Consider the following 16,329-nt stretch of genomic DNA (forward strand, 5'->3'; position numbering starts at 1 on the left):
GATCAGCGTCCTTCCCTGCGGGCCTCGGCGATCATCGCCTCGAGTTTTTCCAGATCTTCGTCACTCAGGTCGCGCTTCCGCGAGTCGAGAAGGGCTGCGACCACCTTCTCGGCGGAATCGTCGAAGAAGGTCGAGACGAGATGTTCCAGCGCGTTCTTCGACGCGCGGCTTCGCGTCATCGTTGGAGCGTAGACGTATCGCACCCCATCGTCTTCGTGTCGAAGGTGTCCCTTTTCCTCGAGGATCCGGAGCGTGGCCCTCACCGCGGAGTACGACGGTGGTTCGGCCATTTCCTCGTGGACTTCGGCGGCGGTCGCCGTCCCGCGCCGGTAGATCACGTCCATGATCTCTTTTTCTCTCTTTGAAAACTCTGCACGTCTCGGGGCCATCAACTGTTCCTTTCACGATGCTAAAAACTTAGCATATGCAGAAAATTTAGCATCAAACTCGGGAAAGTCAACCCTCGAGAGTGTTACGTCCTGGTGACTGTTGATGTTTCAGGGGCGGGTCCGGACTGGATTCGGAGCTTTAAAACCTCTCCCTTGAAGTTTCGGGGTCGGGTCTGAACATGGAACTTAACTCCCGAATCAGGCGAAAAGCAACGCACTTACGGAGTTAAGTTCCATGTTCAGACCCGACCCCGATTCCCGATGGCCTCGATCGCTTCCCGGTCGTCGGACCACCGGATCCGATCCGGCACGCGCTCCCGCGACACCCATTCGTACCGCTGGTGCTCGGGCCCGAGTCGGACGACTTCATTTCCCCGATGCTCGAGGTGGAACGTCCGTTCGTCGGCGAAGCTGATGGCTGAAGACCCGAGATACTCCGGATCGATCACGAAGGACTGTCGGAGCGGATGCTCGCGGAGACCGGAGGGGTCGAGTCCGGTCTCCTCGCGAAGCTCGCGCGCGGCGGCGTCCAGCGAAGATTCTCCCGGCTCGATCCGCCCGGTGACGGGTTGCCAGAAGCCTCCTCGATCATTTTTCCGCTGCAGAAGGAGCACCGCGTCGTTCCGCGTGACGACGACCTTGACGATCTCGATGTCGTGGTCCCTCTCGACGATCTTCCGCTCGAAGACATCTCCGAAGTGCCCGACGACGCTGTCGCGGACCTCGTCGAGCGGCAGTTTCCGGCCAGTCAGACGCTCGAGCGAGCTCACCCCGCGCCCTTCGACCCCGCACGGGGTGATCAGCTCGAAATCGGCGAGCCTCGTCGAAACATTGAGCGCAAATCCGTGCGAGGTCGTCCATTTCGCGATCCGAACCCCGAGTGCGGCGATCTTTTCGCGGCCCACCCACACGCCGTGGTTGACCTCGTCCCGCCCGGCGGTAATCCCGTAATCGGCGGCGGTGCGAATGAGAACTTCCTCGAGCCGTTCGACGTACTTTCTGACATCGCGGCGACCTTCGCCCAGGTGAAGGATCGGGTAGCCGACGATCTGGCCGGGGCCATGGTAGGTGATGTCGCCCCCGCGTGTCGTCTCGTAGAACCGAATTCCTCGCTCGGCCAGGGTCTGCTCGTCGGCGAGGAGGTGCTCGCGTTTTCCGGTACGTCCGATCGTGACCACCGGGGGATGCTCGAGCAGCAGCAGCTGGTCGGGAATCTCGCGACGCTGTCTCAGTTCAGCGAGGCGCTGCTGCATTCCCATCCCGTTCTCATAGGTGACGAGATGGAGCCGCCGGAGCTCACAGGTTTCCATTGATCGGGCTTTCGGGCTTCGGAATTCGCCCCACGACGAGGCCGACGACGAGGTCGTAGAGAAAATGGAGAATCATGACGACGAGGAGCCCGCCGGTCACAGCGACGAGCGCCTGCAGAGCGAGCCCGAAGATCATGACGAGAAGGGCGCTCGTCACGCCCTGGGCGAGATGGGCGAGACCGAAGACGATCGCGGCCGCGATGGCAGCCGGCCACCAGCTCCCTCCTGCCACTCCTCGGAACAGTTCGAACAGAGCCCCTCGGAAGATGATCTCTTCACAAATCGCCGCGCAGATCGAAACGACGATCCAGAGCGAACGTTCCTGAGGCGTCCGCGGCGCGATTTTCAGCAGGCGTCTGCGGCGGCTGTCCGAGGTGAACCGCCATCCTGCAAACATCACGGCGAGCGCGAAGATCAGCGCGCCGAGCATCAGGCCGACCGCGATGAACGTGACGTCTCCTCCGAGCGGTATCGCAATGTCACGCTCGTACATCATCCAGACGGCGAGAGCGAGAAGAGCGATCTGGAGGACGATCGCTTCGATGTAGAAGGCGCTTCGCGGAATCGCGATCGCGTCGTCGTCGAGAACCTTCCGGCTCATCCAGGCGAGCGCCGGAACGACGAAGACCAGAACCGTCAGGAAGATCGGCGTGGCGACGTCGACTGTCACATCGAGTAGTTTCCGGCTTCGATGATCTCCCTGACCCGCGCCATGAACTGATCGGCAACGGCACCGTCGATCAGACGATGGTCGAAGGTGAGTGCGAGAATGCACATCGACCGGATCGCGATCGCGTCTCCGGCTGGCGACTCGACGACCATCGGGCGCTTCTTCACCCCTCCGACTCCGAGGATGGCGACCTGGGGCTGATTGATGATCGGTGTGCCGAACAGTCCGCCGTAAACGCCGGGGTTCGTGATGGTGAAGGTCCCGCCCTGCACGTCGTCGGGGTTGAGCTTCTTCGCCCGCGCCCGGTCCCCGAGATCGTTGACCGCGCGCGCGAGTCCGAGAAGATTTTTCTCGTCCGCCCGTTTGAGAACAGGAACGATCAGACCCCAGTCGAGCGCGACCGCCACTCCGATGTTGAGGTCCCGGTGATAGTAGACCTTCTCATCATCCATCGATGCGTTCAGTACCGGAAACTCGCGAAGCGCGGTGATCACCGCCTGAATGATGAACGGGAGGTAGGTGAGTTTGGCGCCGCGTTCCTCATACTCTTCCTTGTAACTGCGTCGCAATTTGTCGATCCGCGTGAAATCGATCTCGAACACCGTTGTCACATGAGCGGAAGTCTGTTTCGACTGGACCATGTGATGCGCGATCTTCCTACGCATCTGGGAGAGCGGCTCGATGTGAATGCTCTCACCCGGCGCGAATACGGAGGGAGTTTGTGCGGGCTCGGAAGGGGCCTCAGCCGGCGCCTCCGCCTGGGGCCGTTGTGGCGCGGGAGCGGCCGGCTGGCTCGGCGCTGCGGGAGCTTCTGCCGCCGGTTTGCCGGACTCGATATAGCCGAGAATGTCGTCCTTGGTCACGCGGCCGGAAACCCCGGTCCCGTCGATGGCCGAAATGTCGACCTCGTTCTCCGCGGCGATCTTCCGCACGAGCGGAGACGACCTGGTCCTGCGACGTTCTTCGAGCGAAGCGTCCTCACCGGTGGTACCGCCTTTCGGTGTGGGCGCGCCCTGGCGATCCTCGACCGGGGCCTGGGATTCGGCAGCGGGAGCCTCCTTCGGCTGCTTCGGAGCTTCCCTGGACGGTTCTGGCGGCTCCGCTTTCTTCTCTTCTTTCTTCTCCTCCTTCTTCTCCTCCTTCTTCTCCTCTTTCTTCTCCTCTTTTTTCTCCTCCGGTTTTTTCTGTTCCGGAGCCGGCGCTGCTGCCGCGGAGGCGTCTTCCCCCTCGGCGGCGATCCGGGCGACGACGCTGTTGACCTCGACGGTCTCCCCTTCCTGCGCGAGGATCTCGACCAGCGTTCCGGCCGATGGAGAGGGGATCTCCGCGTCGACCTTGTCGGTCGAGATCTCGAGTAGTGGCTCGTCGCGCTCGACCTTGTCGCCGACCTTCTTGAGCCACTGGCTCACGGTACCTTCGGCAATCGATTCCCCCATCTGGGGCATCAGGACGTCTGTTGGCATTTCGCTTTCCCTGCTCTTTCCGAAAAGATTCTGAAACGGTCTCTCACTGGTGAATGGAGTGGCCGGCGACGTCTTCGGCAGCTTCCATCATCGCTTCCGAGAGCGTCGGATGTGCATGAATGGTGCGGGCGATCGATTCGCTCGTAGCTTCGAGGGCCAGCGCTGCGCAGGCCTCCGCGATCAGCTCGGTCGCTTTGGGGCCGACGATGTGAACTCCGAGCAGCTCGTCGTATTTCGATTCGGAGACGTACTTGATCAGGCCGCCCGACTCGCCGACGATCTTCGCCTTCGAGTTTGCGGAGAAGGGGAACTTGCCGATCTTCACGTCGTAGCCCCGCTCCTTCGCCTTCTCCTCGGTCAGCCCGACCGATGCGACCTCCGGGTCGCTGTAGGTCGCGTTTGGAACGAGATCGTAGTTGATCGGTCGAACCTCGAGACCGGCGATGTGCTCGACCGCGAGAATCCCTTCGGCCGAGGCGCAGTGGGCGAGAGCGGGTGTCGGCACGATGTCTCCGATTGCATAGATCCCTTTCGCGGCCGTCTGCATCAACTCGTTGACCTGGACCATTCCCCGATCGACTTTGACCCCCGCTTCCTCGACGCCGACGCCTTCGAGGACGCCTCGCCGTCCGACGGCCGACAGGACGATCTCGGTCTCGATCTCCTTCGTGTCGCCCTTCTCGGTCGAGATCTTCGACTTCACCCCCTTTTCGGTCGGCTCACAGCTTTCGACCTTGACGCCCGTCATCACCTCGATCCCCTTCTTCTTGAAAAGGCGGGTGAATTCCTTCGAGATGTCGGCGTCCTCGATCGGCAGCAGCCGGGGGAGCACCTCGACGACGGTCACCTTCGTTCCGAAGTCCTTGAAGATCGATGCGAACTCGCAGCCGACCGCCCCGGCACCGATGACGAGCATCGATTCGGGAACCCGGTCGATCTGAAGAATGTGATCGGAGTTGATGATCTTCTTTCCGTCCGCTTTGATGTGAGGGAGATCGCGGGGTACCGATCCCATGGCGAGGATCACGTTTTTCGTTTTCAGGTCGCGCGTCGAGCCGTCTTCCGCCTTCACGCGCACCTGGCCTGGTCCGGCGAGGCTTCCGAAGCCCTGGATCGACTCGACCTTGTTCTTCTTGAAGAGGAACTGGATTCCTTTCTCGTTCGCGTCGACGACTCCCTGTTTTCGCTCCTGCACCTTCGAAAAGTCGAGCGTGACGTCGCCGACGGTGATTCCAAAGTCCTTCGAATGAGCGACTTTCTTGTAGACGTAGGCGTTTTCGAGGAGCGACTTGGTAGGGATGCAGCCGCGATGGAGACAGGTCCCTCCGAGGAATGGATCCTTCTCGACGACCGCGACCCTGAGGCCGAGCTGTCCTGCCCGGATACCCGCCACATAGCCTCCCGGCCCGCTCCCGATGATCACGACGTCGTACTGTTGTTCTGCCAAAAAGACACCTCCGAGGTTCGTTGATGAGGGATTATATCGGGAGCGGGGAAAAGCCTCCCGCCTGCTCGGGTCGAGCCTCCGGCATGTCCGACATGTCCACGAGCCCGACTTGCCCGGGTTCTTCTAGTCGAGGATCTTCAGGAAGACGATGCTGGCGACGATTCCGTCCTGCGCGTTCGAGCCGAGGCTTCTTCCGACGTCGAGGCGGAGAATCGTTCCCCACGGACCGAGCGTCTGTCCGCCGACGCCGACGCCCTGAAATGCCTCGCCGTCCCAGCCGGCGGCGGTGTCGTCGAGCATCGCGTGATCGTAAAACGCCTCCAGCCTGAGCTGGTCGGAGATGACGAAGCCGTAGGAGAAGTGCGAGAAGATCGCGCTCTCCGCCTTGATCGACCCGGACGAGAATCCGCGCACGCGGTTCGATCCGAAGAAGCCGAGCTCATACTTCGAGAAGCGGTCGAGGTCTGTACCGTCGACGTACTCGGCGCCGAATCCGATCCTCTGAAAATTCGGGAGATGAATCGTCTTCGCCGCGCCGATCCCGTACTTGAAGAACGATTTCTGATCGTCGGAGTACTCGTCGGGATTTCCCCACGGTTCCCACTCGGTCCGCGTGTTGTACTCCGCGAAGGTCCGTAGCGAATAGCCCCAGCGATCGTAGCGGACGCTCAGCTGCGGGCTGATGACGATCGTGTCGGTCGGGATGATGAAATCATCGGCCGTCGAGTCCGCCTCTCCGAAGGAGACCGAGGTCATCCCGACCGAGAGGTCGACCTTTCCGAATCCCGCGAACGGATGTCCGACGCGGAACGTGAGTCCGACCGGAAGGGCTTCGACCGCTTCCTCCTCGATCTCGACGCCGTCTCTGTACGACGCGGTCTTGAACGGGATCGCGAGGCCGAAGAAATCGGCCGAAGCATTTGCGCGCGTGCCGAAGATCGAGGGGTTCGTCAGGTTCGCAGCGGTGAAGACGCCGGCAAAAAAGATGTTAGTCTGAAGGCCTCGATCGAAGAGGTTGAAGTCGAAGTAGTTGATCCCGGCGAGCGGAAGAACCCCGTACTCGAGCCCTTCATCGTGCTGAAGCCCTCCGACCAGAAAGAATCGCGACGAATCGACACCTTCCTTGACGACGCGCTCGCCGCTCGAGGTTCGCTCGAGATACCGAAGCCCGGCGTCGGTCTCCCGGATCATCCGGAAGTCCGAGTCGTTCGCTGCCGCGAGCCGCGCCTCGAAGTCGTCCGGTCCGATGTCGCGCGAAACAAAAAGGGTCTCCCGCTGAACGGGGATCGCGGCTCCGGCCGCTGAAAGGGTCTGCTGCGCATTCACGCGATCGAGCAGCCAGATGGTCTCCTCCGGCTCCCGCTCGGCGACCTCTTCTGCCGAAAGCGGCTCTTCGGTCGTTCGATCGAAGGGGGCGTAGGTGAGACGCTCCTCGTTCGAGAGGACTTCTCCCTCCCCGAGATTGAGCTGGATCATCGAAATTGCGATCCGTGCAAACGACTTCATGTCGATCCACACGCGCCCCTTGTAGAGGGGAAGCTCCTCGGGGGCGCTGATCGGGGGCTCGAACTGGATCTCCCAGACGTCGTATCCGGCGAGCGTCGTCTCCCGGACGAGCCGGTAGCGGTAATCCCGCCCGAGGTTGAGCTCGAGCGGAAGCTCGGTGACCTTTTCCGGCTGGACCAGCGGAAGCTCGGGGACCCTGCCGTACTTCCAGCGCACCCCATTGATGAAGAGGCTCTCCCATACCCAGTCGGCGGTCCGCGGAGCGTCGAAGAAGTAGGGACCGTTGATCGTGGCTTCCACCAGATCGCCGGTGGCTCCGATCGGAAATCTGAGGCTGGTCTGATTGGTCGCGATCCATCGCGGCTGATTCGCGATCTGATAATCCCAGTATGCCTGGTGGTTCCTGATGATCTCTTCGACCGGAATCTCTCTTCGCGTCGCGACCTCGATCGCTTCGCGAGTCACAGAGGGGTCCTCAGCGATCGTCCGATTCCAGATGACCGCATGCGGGAGATTCGGCCGGGCGATTCCGACGTAGGTTCGTCCCCGCTCGGTTGCGGAATCGGACGATGGCGTCGTACCGGAAGCCGAGAGTATACGAGGCGACGAGAGGTCGTCGGCGCTCGCCGACATGATTGCCGCGCCCGTCTCCCGTCCCCGCGGGACGACGACGGTCGAAAGGTCCTCTCCGCGGATGAAGGTCACGACCGGGATTTCCACGACGGTTCCGCGCTCGTCCAGAAACGAGACCGGAGACGATGGAGAGGCGATCATGTCGCCGCTCAGAGCCGAATTGAGCTCGCGAAGCGCGCTCACCAGAGTCTCGTCGCTCGAAAGCGACCACGCCCGGCGTGCGCCGCGGGAGAACGCGATCGCGATGTCGTACAGAGGATTCGGGCTCGATGGAAGAGTCGTGACCTCGAGCTCTTTGGCGGGGTCATTGCGCTCGATCCAGTCGTGCGCGGCCCCGGCGAGCTCTGCAGGAACGATGATCGAATCGAAGTAGGGGAGTGCTCCCTCCGAGACGAGAGCGTCGAGCTTCTCGATGGTGTCCGTTTCGACGACGAATCTGTGCGCCGCGCCGGCGCCCTGCATCGCCACCGAGAGCCTTCGAAGCAGCAGAGCCTCGAACGCCCCGGGGGTCGACTCCAGGCGTAGCCCTGTTCCGCCGAAGACTCCCTGCCGCGTCGTAAAAGCGACCAGATCCCTGATGCGTGTCTCGATCTGTTCCGCCGGATAGTCGGGATCAGGTGCGAAATCAAATACGAGCACCGAATTTGCTCTCGTTTCGGCGGGGATCGCGTCGCCGGGCTCGGGAAGATCGGATTCCTCGAGATGAATCAGGACCGGCAGGCCGGTCGATGGGATGTCGACCGATCCGCTGCACAACGTGCAATCGGAGGCCGGATCCGGTGCCGCGAGCAGCGGCAGAGAGAGCATCGGAAAGAGGAGGATGGAGCCGATTCCGAGAATGGCTGATCTGAACACGACGAGAAGAACCCTCTGTGAAAACGTCAATATTCTTGATGCGAGGCGGGGTTCACCGAAATGACCGCCGCCAGGGGTGCGATCTACTTCAACCGGTCATCCGGCGCCGGACTCGAAAAGGAACTTGCGGAGCTCGAGAAGCGGGCAGGTGAGGAGCGCCTCGATATGGTGGAGCTCGACGAGGAGGTCGATGTTCAGGCGGACATCCGGAACCGGCAGAACGAAGGACAGCGGCTCTTCGTCGCTGCCGGCGGGGACGGGACGATCCACACGGTGGCCCAGCCGCTCGTGCGATCGAGCTCGGTTCTCGGTGTACTTCCGCTCGGCACCTTCAATCACTTCGCGCGTGACATCGAGATGCCGCAGGACTGGAGAGAGGCCCTCGACGTCGTGTTTGGCGACGAAGTCCGGCAGGTCGACGTCGGCGAGGTCAACCGGATTTTCTTCATGAACAGCATCGCGCTCGGGATCTATCCGAAGGTGATGAAGCAGCGCGAGCGCCTTCGCCCGAATCATGGGAAGTGGATGGCGTACGCTCTCGCGGTCAACGGCACGTTGCGCCGGATGCCACACGTTTCGATGACGCTCGAGTCTCCACCGCACCTCGAAGTGGTGAGCAGTCACATGTTCTTCGTCTCGGTCAGTTCGTACAATCTGAGCGAGGCGGGCATTCTTGCACCGCGTGAGACGCTCGAGTCGGGAAGGCTCGGCGTCTACTGGCTGCCGCACGGCAGCAGGTGGCAGCTGATCCGAGCCGTGGCGCGCTATCTGCGCGGCCGCGCCTCCGATATCGACGGCTTCCGACAGATGTATGTGCCGGGGCTGCGGATCAACGTCCCTTCGAAGCGGAGACTCAGAGTCGGTATAGACGGCGAGCTCTACAAACTGAAAGCGCCGCTGGACGTCCGCGTCGTTCCGAGCGGTCTCCAGGTGAAAGTTCCGAGGCAGGTACTCAACGAGAAGTAGTGGTCCTGCAACCATGTAGAATCTCTCGGTTTCGTTTTAACTTTCGAAGTCTGTTGCGCAAACGATTTCAGTGAGCTTCGGTCACGTAGACAGAGCCGGGTAGGGGTCATGTGGCAGCGCTCAACGGTCACTCGAACCTCATCGCTACTTGATCGCTAGAGCGCCGGTGAAATCAATTTATGAAAGTGAGGTTCGAAGTGGCGTTGGATCTAGCGGCTTATTTCGACGAAAGCTATTGCCCACCGAACGAGCCAGTTGATTCAAGGCCGTACATCATCGCAGGATGCATCGCAAGGAATAACGTATGGAAAAAACTTTCTAAGGATTGGAAAAGAGTCGAAAAGCTGAATCTGGAAGATGGCGTCGTTTTCCACGCAGCTGCCCTAGAGGGGGGGTACGCTGATTTTTCGGGCTTGGGGCAGGATGAGCGTCATCGCCTTCAGCGTCTATTTATCAAAGTGATTCTAAAGCATGAAGTTTACCCGTTCTGCGCTGGAGCGCCACATGATTGGCTGGTAGAATATCAGCGGACATTCGAACAGAACGTCAAACCACTGAAGGGCCACGCTAAAGCCTTGGTCGACCCCTACATGGTCGCCTTCAATTTTGCTCTAAAGACGGTTTCCTCGATGCTCGTGAATCTAGACTCAAGCGACCGGGTGGACCTAGTTTTCGACATGGAATGTCACGAAAACAGGGCGATGGCCGCATTAGCGCATTTGCAACAAAGCCACCCTGAGACTCACAGTCATTGGTCTACGCTTTCCTATAAGCGGAGCCGAGACTTCGCGCCGCTCCGGGTAGCAGACTTGGTAGCCTATGAATCCTTCAGAAAGCACCGTGATGGCGTAGAACGTTGGCAACTCGAGAAGCTCGAAAGCAGGCATCCAATTCGCTGTCGCTATATGGAAGCCGAAAACATGGAAGAGTTCATGAAGGTTTTTCGGGTTGAGTCGTAGGGTACAGGCAAGCCCCGTCCTGAGCCCGACGAAGAAAGGGGTGGCTTGCTCGCAGGTAACCTTCGAAGGTCGCTCGGCGTTACGACGCTCCTTTTCGACTTGATGAGCGGCGCTACGCACCGATAGTCGCCGCACCACCTATTGAAACAAACCTCAGAGAACGTGGCTCGCGAGGAATTGCTGGACGTCGTAGATGTCGATCTTCTTGTCGAACTGTCTCCGGATCGGCTCGCTCGCTCCCCGAACCCAGATTTTCAGCTCCGCGTCGAGGTCGAACGTCCCCGAGCTTTCGACCGCGAACCGAACGATGCTGGGCCACGGGATCGACTGGTACTCGACCTTGTTTCCGGTCATCCCCTGCTTGTCGATGAGGATCAGGCGCTTGTCGGTGAATACGAACCCGTCCCGGATCAACTGAAAGGCACGCCTGACCTTCTCCCCCTTCACCAGAATCCGCTCGAACTCCTGCTGCGCCTCCGCCGGGTCGACCTCGGAGGCGTTCCCCATCAATCCGCTGAGCAATCCCATCTCTGCGCTCCCTTCGGATTCGATGCGAAGCAATTCCCCGGCCGCCCGGAGTCGAACGCAATCTGTCGCCCGCTGAAGCGGGCTCGACATTCTCTGCGAAGGCTCTCCAGCCCCCCGGCTGAAGCCGGGGGCTAAGTTCTTTCGCCCGCGCGGTGCGGGCTGATCCGAAGTCGAGATCTCGCGAGATTCAACGTCTGTTGAGGGCTGTCGACGTTCTGTCGCCCGCGGACCGCGGGCTGGCGAAGACTCGAACATCGCGCGACCGCGGACCGGGCGACAGAATCGAACACGACCGGCTGATCGCTTCAGGTGCGCTCGAATCGGACGCCGGTGACGAGCCGCCGAAAGGCGGCGCCAGATCCTGTCCCCCGGCTTCAGCCGGGGGACAGGAACGCGGCACGCTCAATTGTCGAGCCCGCTTCAGCGGGCGACAGAATCGAACACGACCGGCTGATCATCGCTGCTCGTGAATCCAGTCTCCGAGGAGATCGAGAAATTCGTCGCGGAGATTCGTCGTGCCGGGGGCGTAGATCGCGTGTCCGCTTCCCTCGTAGACCACGATCCGGATCGGTTCGGATCTCACGCTGTTTGCTTCGCGCAGTCGGCGGACACTCTCCATCACCGGCACGTTGTCGCTCTCGTCGTCCTCCCCGTAGACGACCAGCGCCGGCTGCTCGATACTCCGCCAGTATTCGATCGGATCGTAGTCACCGATTCCGCGCCACCAGTCCCACACCCACGAGTCTTCGGTCTGCGGAAATTCGGCGGCGAGCGGTGCGAGAGGAGTGTCGCGCAGCGCCGAAAGCATCGCTGCATACGGTTCCCACTCACCGGTCCGAACGTACTGCTCCGCCAGCGATTGCAGCGCCATTCCGGCCTCGATCCCCTCCGGCGGGAGTCCTGCCTGCCGGAACGTGTTCCTCATCTCGTGGTTCACCTGGTCGACCGGCGTCGTCGCCGAGCCGGAGACGTCGATGACGAACGCGATCTCGTCCGAGAGGTGGGCCGCCAGAGGTGCGACGTGCCCGCCCTGGCTCAGGCCGATGACGCCGACCCGCCCGGGATCGACCTCGCGCCTCCGCTGCAGAAATTCGACGCCCGCGATCGTATCCCGCGCGTAGTCCTCGAAGCCGGCTTCCCTCCAGTCGCCCTCCGAGGCACCCGTGCCCCGTTTGTCTGGAAGGAGAACGACGATTCCGCGACGCACCAGCGCCTCTGCGATCCCGCGAGCCCAGAGGTTGTTGCGGTCGCTGTCACCCGATCCCTGGATGAACATCGCTGCCGGGTATGGCCCGGCCGAGCCGGGAGAGAGAAGCAGTCCCGCGAGCTCGAGTCCTTCCGAGCGGAAACGAACGTCCTCTTCCTGAAACGCGTCGGGATCGGAAACGACCGGAACGGGCGTGAGGGGTTGGGACGCACAGGCGATCGAGATGACCGGCAACAGGATCAGCGACGAGATCTTCATATATGGGTTCCTCCACACAGCGATCCTCTCACGAGCCGGGCGGGGTATCTTGAACGAGCGATGCATCGATGGAATGGTTTTGATGAAACAGAGCGGAATTGGCAACGTACATGGAGGAAAGATGGCCTATTTCGGGATCACCGTTGCGGAAAAGAGTCTCGCCGGGGCGCGGATACTGCTGAAGGAGCACGTTCGGAGTGAAACGATCCCGGTTCACGAGCACGAGCACTCCTATGTGAGTCTCGTTCTTCGGGGTCGCTACACCGAGCTGCTGAAGAGCGGAAAGGTCGAGCTCGCGGCCGGTTTTGCCGCGATGCATCCGGCAGGGGAGCGACACGAGGATCGTTTCTACGAGGATGCGAACCTCCTCGTCCTCGAGCTTCCGCCTCGCCTCTCGTCTCATCGCGCGTTCGCCGACTCCGGAGTCGTCGAAGGTCCGGCGATCGCGAGAATCGGTGCGATTCTCCGCCGTGAGCTGCAGCAGGGAGACGACGTGTCGGAGATGATCGTCGAGGGAGTCATTCACGAGCTGGGAGCGCTGCTCGTCCGATCCCGGCAACCTTCACGAACCGACGGAACGGTCGCAATCCGTGCCGACGCGATCATCCGTGAACGCTTCAGCGAATCGATCAGTCTCGCGACGATCGCCGGTGCGCTGGCGACGCATCCCGCGCATCTCTCGCGTACGTTTCATCAGCAGATCGGCTGCACCGTCGGTGACAGAATCCGGGAGCGTCGCGTCGAGCACGTCTGTTCGCGACTCGCTTCCGATGCGTCTCTCGTCGAGATCGCTCACGAAGCGGGGTTTGCGGATCAGAGCCACATGACGAGAACTTTCCGACGTTTCATCGGGATGACCCCAGGCGCATACCGCCAGAGGCTGCTCGGAGTCTGAGGTGCCAGTTGCCAGTTGCCGGTTGCCGGTTGCCGGTTGTCAGTTTTCAGTTTGTAAACCCACGTCATTCTGAGCCCGGCGAAGCGCGGGCGAAGAATCTGGGCGGAGGCTCGTGATCAAACGCTGCAGGGTGCTGGTCTTGTCGCCTCACGACCTACCCCCAGATCTACGCCGTCCTTGCGGCGGCTTCTAATGAAACGACCACGAAATTGTTGGACTTCGACCTCTTGCAGCGCTTCGCTTGGGCTGATGTCCCAACCTGCGAGGTCCTTCGCCTGCCCGCCCGACCGCCCGCTCAGGATGACGTCGGTTTGAGTACGCGAGTGCGGTTGTTTCTGCACCCACGGATGTCATTTCCGGGCACGGGCGCGGGCGCGGGCACGGGAAAGACCTCGCGAACAGGATGACGAGTGTTCGGAGGTGGCGAGACCAAAACGATCTTACTCGGCATCAAGGGCTGCCCCCCTACGGTCAGCGGCCAAACACGAGCCGGGCGCAGAATGACGTAGGTTGAAATTGCGCGCGATCATTTGCCGATAAACCTCAAACCTCCAACCTCAAACCTCAAACCCTCACGGTGCGAGAGTCCAGCGATCCTGCGGGTCGTGCTCCCGAATGGCGGGACGTTCCGACGCGTCTCTCCAGTCGTCGCGCTGCTTCCGGAACGGGTTCAACTGAAGCTTCATGAATGACACCGACTCTTCGTCGCGATAAGCCGGGACACCGATCTCGATCTGATCGTGCGGGACATTGAGCAGGAGTGTTCGATGGAGAAAGTCCCAGATCGTGAAGATGCTCGACCAGTTGCTGTCCGTCTCATTCCTGTAATTGGAGTGATGGATTCCATGCATTCGAGGCGTGACGATGACCGGCACGATCCATCGTTCGAGCCGGACCGGAAGGCGAAGGTTCGAGTGATGAAAGAGGATGCAGACGAAGAGCACCGCCTGCCAGACGGCGACGGCGACCGGGCCGGCTCCTATCAGTGTGATCTGCAGTGCGCGGACGAAAACAGAGAGGCCGAGCTCACCGAAGTGAAATCGAAGCGCGGTGGAGGAATCGAGATCGAGGTCGACATGGTGGATCAGGTGGAACCGCCAGAGGAATGGGACGATGTGATTCAGTCGATGCCACCACCAGAGCGTGTAATCGAGAAAGAGAAAAGCAACTGCGAATTCGACCCACGACGGCCAGGAGACGAGACCTAGAAAACCGACTTCGTTGTCGCCTACCCAGATGGAGACGGGGATCAGAATCAGTGCTTGCAGCGGAACGACCATCGCGGCCGCCACGCCCCCGGTCGCAAGGTTGCGCACCGTCCTCCGCAGGCGCGACTCTTTTCGAGGCCTGAGCGCCCGGATGGTTTCGGCGAGAGCAAATAGCGCAAAGGCCGTGATCACGATCACCGGAGTCAGCCATGAAGGGAGGCTTGGCACGGTTGCAAATTATAGAGGTCGTCCCGTCATCTCAACGCCGAGACCGAGCTCGAGGAGGGGCCGCAGGGATGTGCCTGCGAACGTTCACGCTGCGGCGCGAATCAACGTGGCGAGTTGATGCAAGGATGACTCACGATCCCCCGTCCGGATTCTTCGCCCGCGCTGCGCCGGGCTCAGAATGACGAATGTTGCGTTTGCGCGAAGCGAGGGTCATCGGCGCGCCGCAGGAGCGACGCGTCAACCGGCCGCGTGGACGGCGGCGGTCCCTCCGGTCCTCGTCCCTCTCGGATCGACCTACTGATCTCCATCCTTTCCGCCGGTCTTCTTCGGAAAGGTTGTCTCTTTGCACTCGGGGCAGATCGAGTGGGTGACTTCGGCGTCGGTGTGCCGCTGAACGAAAGTCTCGAGCCGGGTCCAGTTTCCCTCATCGTCGCGTACTTTCCTGTGACACCAGGCGCATAGGGGCAGCAGGCCGCGCAGGGTTTTCACCTGCCCGAGAGCGAGCGAGAGCTCCTCGGCCTGGCGACGAAAGCGTTGCTCGGACTCTCGCTTGAGGCGGAAGCGGTTGATGGCGATCCCCGCGATGACGAGCAGCAGCACCGCCGCGATCAGCGCCATGTTGCGTTCAGCGGCGCGTCGCCCGAGCGCTTCCTCTCGCAGAGCGGCCTCGTGCTCCAGCCGCTCCGCATGACGTTCGGCCTCATGCGCCTCGAGTGTTGCGCGCATCTCCGAGCGGAGCCGCGCTCGTTCCTGTTCGCGCATGCGTCGCTGCAGCGCCAGCTGCTTTTCGAGCAGACTGCCCGCGGCGGGTACGTTTCCGCTCGCGGCCTCGGCCGCGGCCAACCCCGCGAGGGCGTCGCCGATGATCGTCGTCTGGTCGAGACTTTCGGCGATCGAGAGCGCGCTGCTGCAATTCTCCACGGCCTCTCCCGAACGTCCCAGGAGGAGCTGGACACGACAGAGAATCAGTAATGTCTCCGCCTTGCCGTGCGGGTTCGGAGGATCGTCGCGAAGAGTCAGGGAGGCGTTCAACTTCCGGATTGACTGGTCGGGGCGGCCGAGCGATGCGAGCGCCTGCCCCTGAGACTTGAGCGCTGCGGCAAGCGCACGGCGGTTGTCGACCGCCCGCCACGCCGCTTCGGCCCGGATGAACGACTCGAGCGCCTCCTCATGCTTCCCCTGATCCGCGAGAACCTCGCCGATGTTGTGGTGCGAGAACCCGGCGCCGTCCCGGTCGCCGAGCTCGAGCTTCATCGCGAGCGAGCGGCGGTGATACTCGAGAGCCTGCTCGTACTCACCGAGGCGGCGGTAGCTGTTACCGACATTGTTGAGGCTCTGTGACAGGCCATGGCGGTCGCCCAGCTCTTCGTAGATCCGCAGCTCCTCGAGCCCGTGACGCAGCGCGGCGGCCGGCTTTGGTCCCGGCTGTTCTCGATCAGCCCGAGGATGTTGTGTGCGTCCGCCGCGAGCTGTCGGTTCCCCGTGGCGCGAGCGAGGCGAAGGGCCTCGCTACCGGCCTCGAGCGCGAGGGCATACTCCCCGCGCGCCCGCCTCTCCTCGGCCAGTTTGATGAGCGCCTCGCCTTCCGTGGCCGCCTGGGCGATCGCCGGCACCGGCAAACAGAGGGTTACCGCAACGATCAGACAAGCCAGAAGGTCGCGCATCAAGGGATGCTATCACCGGCAAACGAGGGAAGTGAGGATCACGGTGATACCGATGGAAAACGCTGAGCGGAACGATTCGACAGGTGAAAATCGCCGACTGCACTCCCGGGTCGGCTTCCATCTCCGCCTTTCCACCATAATGT

13 protein-coding genes and 1 pseudogene are annotated in these 16,329 nt (G+C 61.6%); 3 read left to right on the top strand and 11 right to left on the bottom strand.

Going from position 1 to position 16,329, the window contains the following annotated elements; genetic code table 11:
* Positions 1–2: 2 nt before the first annotated feature.
* The 6 genes from KY459_10280 to KY459_10305 form a co-directional block, all read right to left on the bottom strand.
* Positions 3–389 carry a BlaI/MecI/CopY family transcriptional regulator gene (locus tag KY459_10280; GenBank protein MBW3565100.1) on the bottom strand — a complete coding sequence of 129 codons (387 nt, stop codon included), beginning with the start codon at positions 387–389 and terminating at the stop codon, positions 3–5.
* A 239-nt stretch (positions 390–628) separates the two neighbouring features.
* Positions 629–1,699, bottom strand: a complete 1,071-nt coding sequence (gene lipB / locus KY459_10285) for a lipoyl(octanoyl) transferase LipB (protein ID MBW3565101.1) — start codon at positions 1,697–1,699, stop codon at positions 629–631.
* Positions 1,686–2,369 (bottom strand): CPBP family intramembrane metalloprotease, encoded by a 684-nt coding sequence (locus tag KY459_10290; protein ID MBW3565102.1) that lies wholly within the window; start codon positions 2,367–2,369, stop codon positions 1,686–1,688. Before KY459_10290 ends, lipB begins: the two co-directional genes overlap by 14 nt.
* Positions 2,366–3,832: a 2-oxoglutarate dehydrogenase, E2 component, dihydrolipoamide succinyltransferase gene (sucB, locus tag KY459_10295; protein ID MBW3565103.1), complete on the bottom strand. Its 1,467-nt coding sequence runs from the start codon at positions 3,830–3,832 to the stop codon at positions 2,366–2,368. Before sucB ends, KY459_10290 begins: the two co-directional genes overlap by 4 nt.
* A 43-nt stretch (positions 3,833–3,875) precedes the next feature.
* Positions 3,876–5,279 carry a dihydrolipoyl dehydrogenase gene (gene lpdA / locus KY459_10300; protein ID MBW3565104.1) on the bottom strand — a complete coding sequence of 468 codons (1,404 nt, stop codon included), beginning with the start codon at positions 5,277–5,279 and terminating at the stop codon, positions 3,876–3,878.
* Between the two features lie 123 nt (positions 5,280–5,402).
* Positions 5,403–8,273 (bottom strand): hypothetical protein, encoded by a 2,871-nt coding sequence (locus KY459_10305; GenBank protein MBW3565105.1) that lies wholly within the window; start codon positions 8,271–8,273, stop codon positions 5,403–5,405.
* 60 nt (positions 8,274–8,333) lie between these two features.
* Between KY459_10305 and KY459_10310 the strand changes: the two genes are divergently transcribed.
* Both KY459_10310 and KY459_10315 read left to right on the top strand, forming a co-directional pair.
* Positions 8,334–9,239, top strand: a complete 906-nt coding sequence (locus tag KY459_10310; protein ID MBW3565106.1) for an NAD(+)/NADH kinase — start codon at positions 8,334–8,336, stop codon at positions 9,237–9,239.
* Between the two features lie 185 nt (positions 9,240–9,424).
* The gene (locus KY459_10315; GenBank protein MBW3565107.1) at positions 9,425–10,198 is read left to right on the top strand and encodes a DUF3800 domain-containing protein; all 774 of its coding nucleotides are present in this window, start codon (positions 9,425–9,427) and stop codon (positions 10,196–10,198) included.
* A 153-nt stretch (positions 10,199–10,351) separates the two neighbouring features.
* On the opposite strand, the gene KY459_10320 is transcribed toward KY459_10315, so the two are convergent.
* Together KY459_10320 and KY459_10325 are read right to left on the bottom strand one after the other, a co-directional pair.
* Positions 10,352–10,726: a PH domain-containing protein gene (locus KY459_10320; protein ID MBW3565108.1), complete on the bottom strand. Its 375-nt coding sequence runs from the start codon at positions 10,724–10,726 to the stop codon at positions 10,352–10,354.
* Between the two features lie 454 nt (positions 10,727–11,180).
* Positions 11,181–12,191: an alpha/beta hydrolase gene (locus KY459_10325; protein ID MBW3565109.1), complete on the bottom strand. Its 1,011-nt coding sequence runs from the start codon at positions 12,189–12,191 to the stop codon at positions 11,181–11,183.
* Positions 12,192–12,273: 82 nt separating this feature from the next.
* On the opposite strand from KY459_10325, the gene KY459_10330 reads away from it, so the two are divergent.
* On the top strand, positions 12,274–13,086 hold the full coding sequence (locus KY459_10330) for an AraC family transcriptional regulator (GenBank protein MBW3565110.1): 813 nt from the start codon (positions 12,274–12,276) through the stop codon (positions 13,084–13,086).
* A 572-nt stretch (positions 13,087–13,658) separates the two neighbouring features.
* On the opposite strand, the gene KY459_10335 is transcribed toward KY459_10330, so the two are convergent.
* The 3 genes and pseudogenes from KY459_10335 to KY459_10345 all read right to left on the bottom strand — a co-directional run bounded on the left by KY459_10335 (position 13,659) and on the right by KY459_10345 (position 15,923).
* Positions 13,659–14,366, bottom strand: a complete 708-nt coding sequence (locus tag KY459_10335; GenBank protein ID MBW3565111.1) for a sterol desaturase family protein — start codon at positions 14,364–14,366, stop codon at positions 13,659–13,661.
* A gap of 450 nt (positions 14,367–14,816) precedes the next feature.
* The gene (locus KY459_10340) at positions 14,817–15,776 is read right to left on the bottom strand and encodes a tetratricopeptide repeat protein (protein MBW3565112.1); all 960 of its coding nucleotides are present in this window, start codon (positions 15,774–15,776) and stop codon (positions 14,817–14,819) included.
* A pseudogene (locus KY459_10345) lies at positions 15,753–15,923 on the bottom strand (tetratricopeptide repeat-containing protein). The gene KY459_10340 and the pseudogene KY459_10345 overlap by 24 nt, the downstream one beginning before the upstream one ends.
* Between the last annotated feature and the right edge of the window lie 406 nt (positions 15,924–16,329).

It is taken from the genome of Acidobacteriota bacterium, assembly GCA_019347945.1.
Classification (GTDB): domain Bacteria; phylum Acidobacteriota; class Thermoanaerobaculia; order Gp7-AA8; family JAHWKK01; genus JAHWKK01.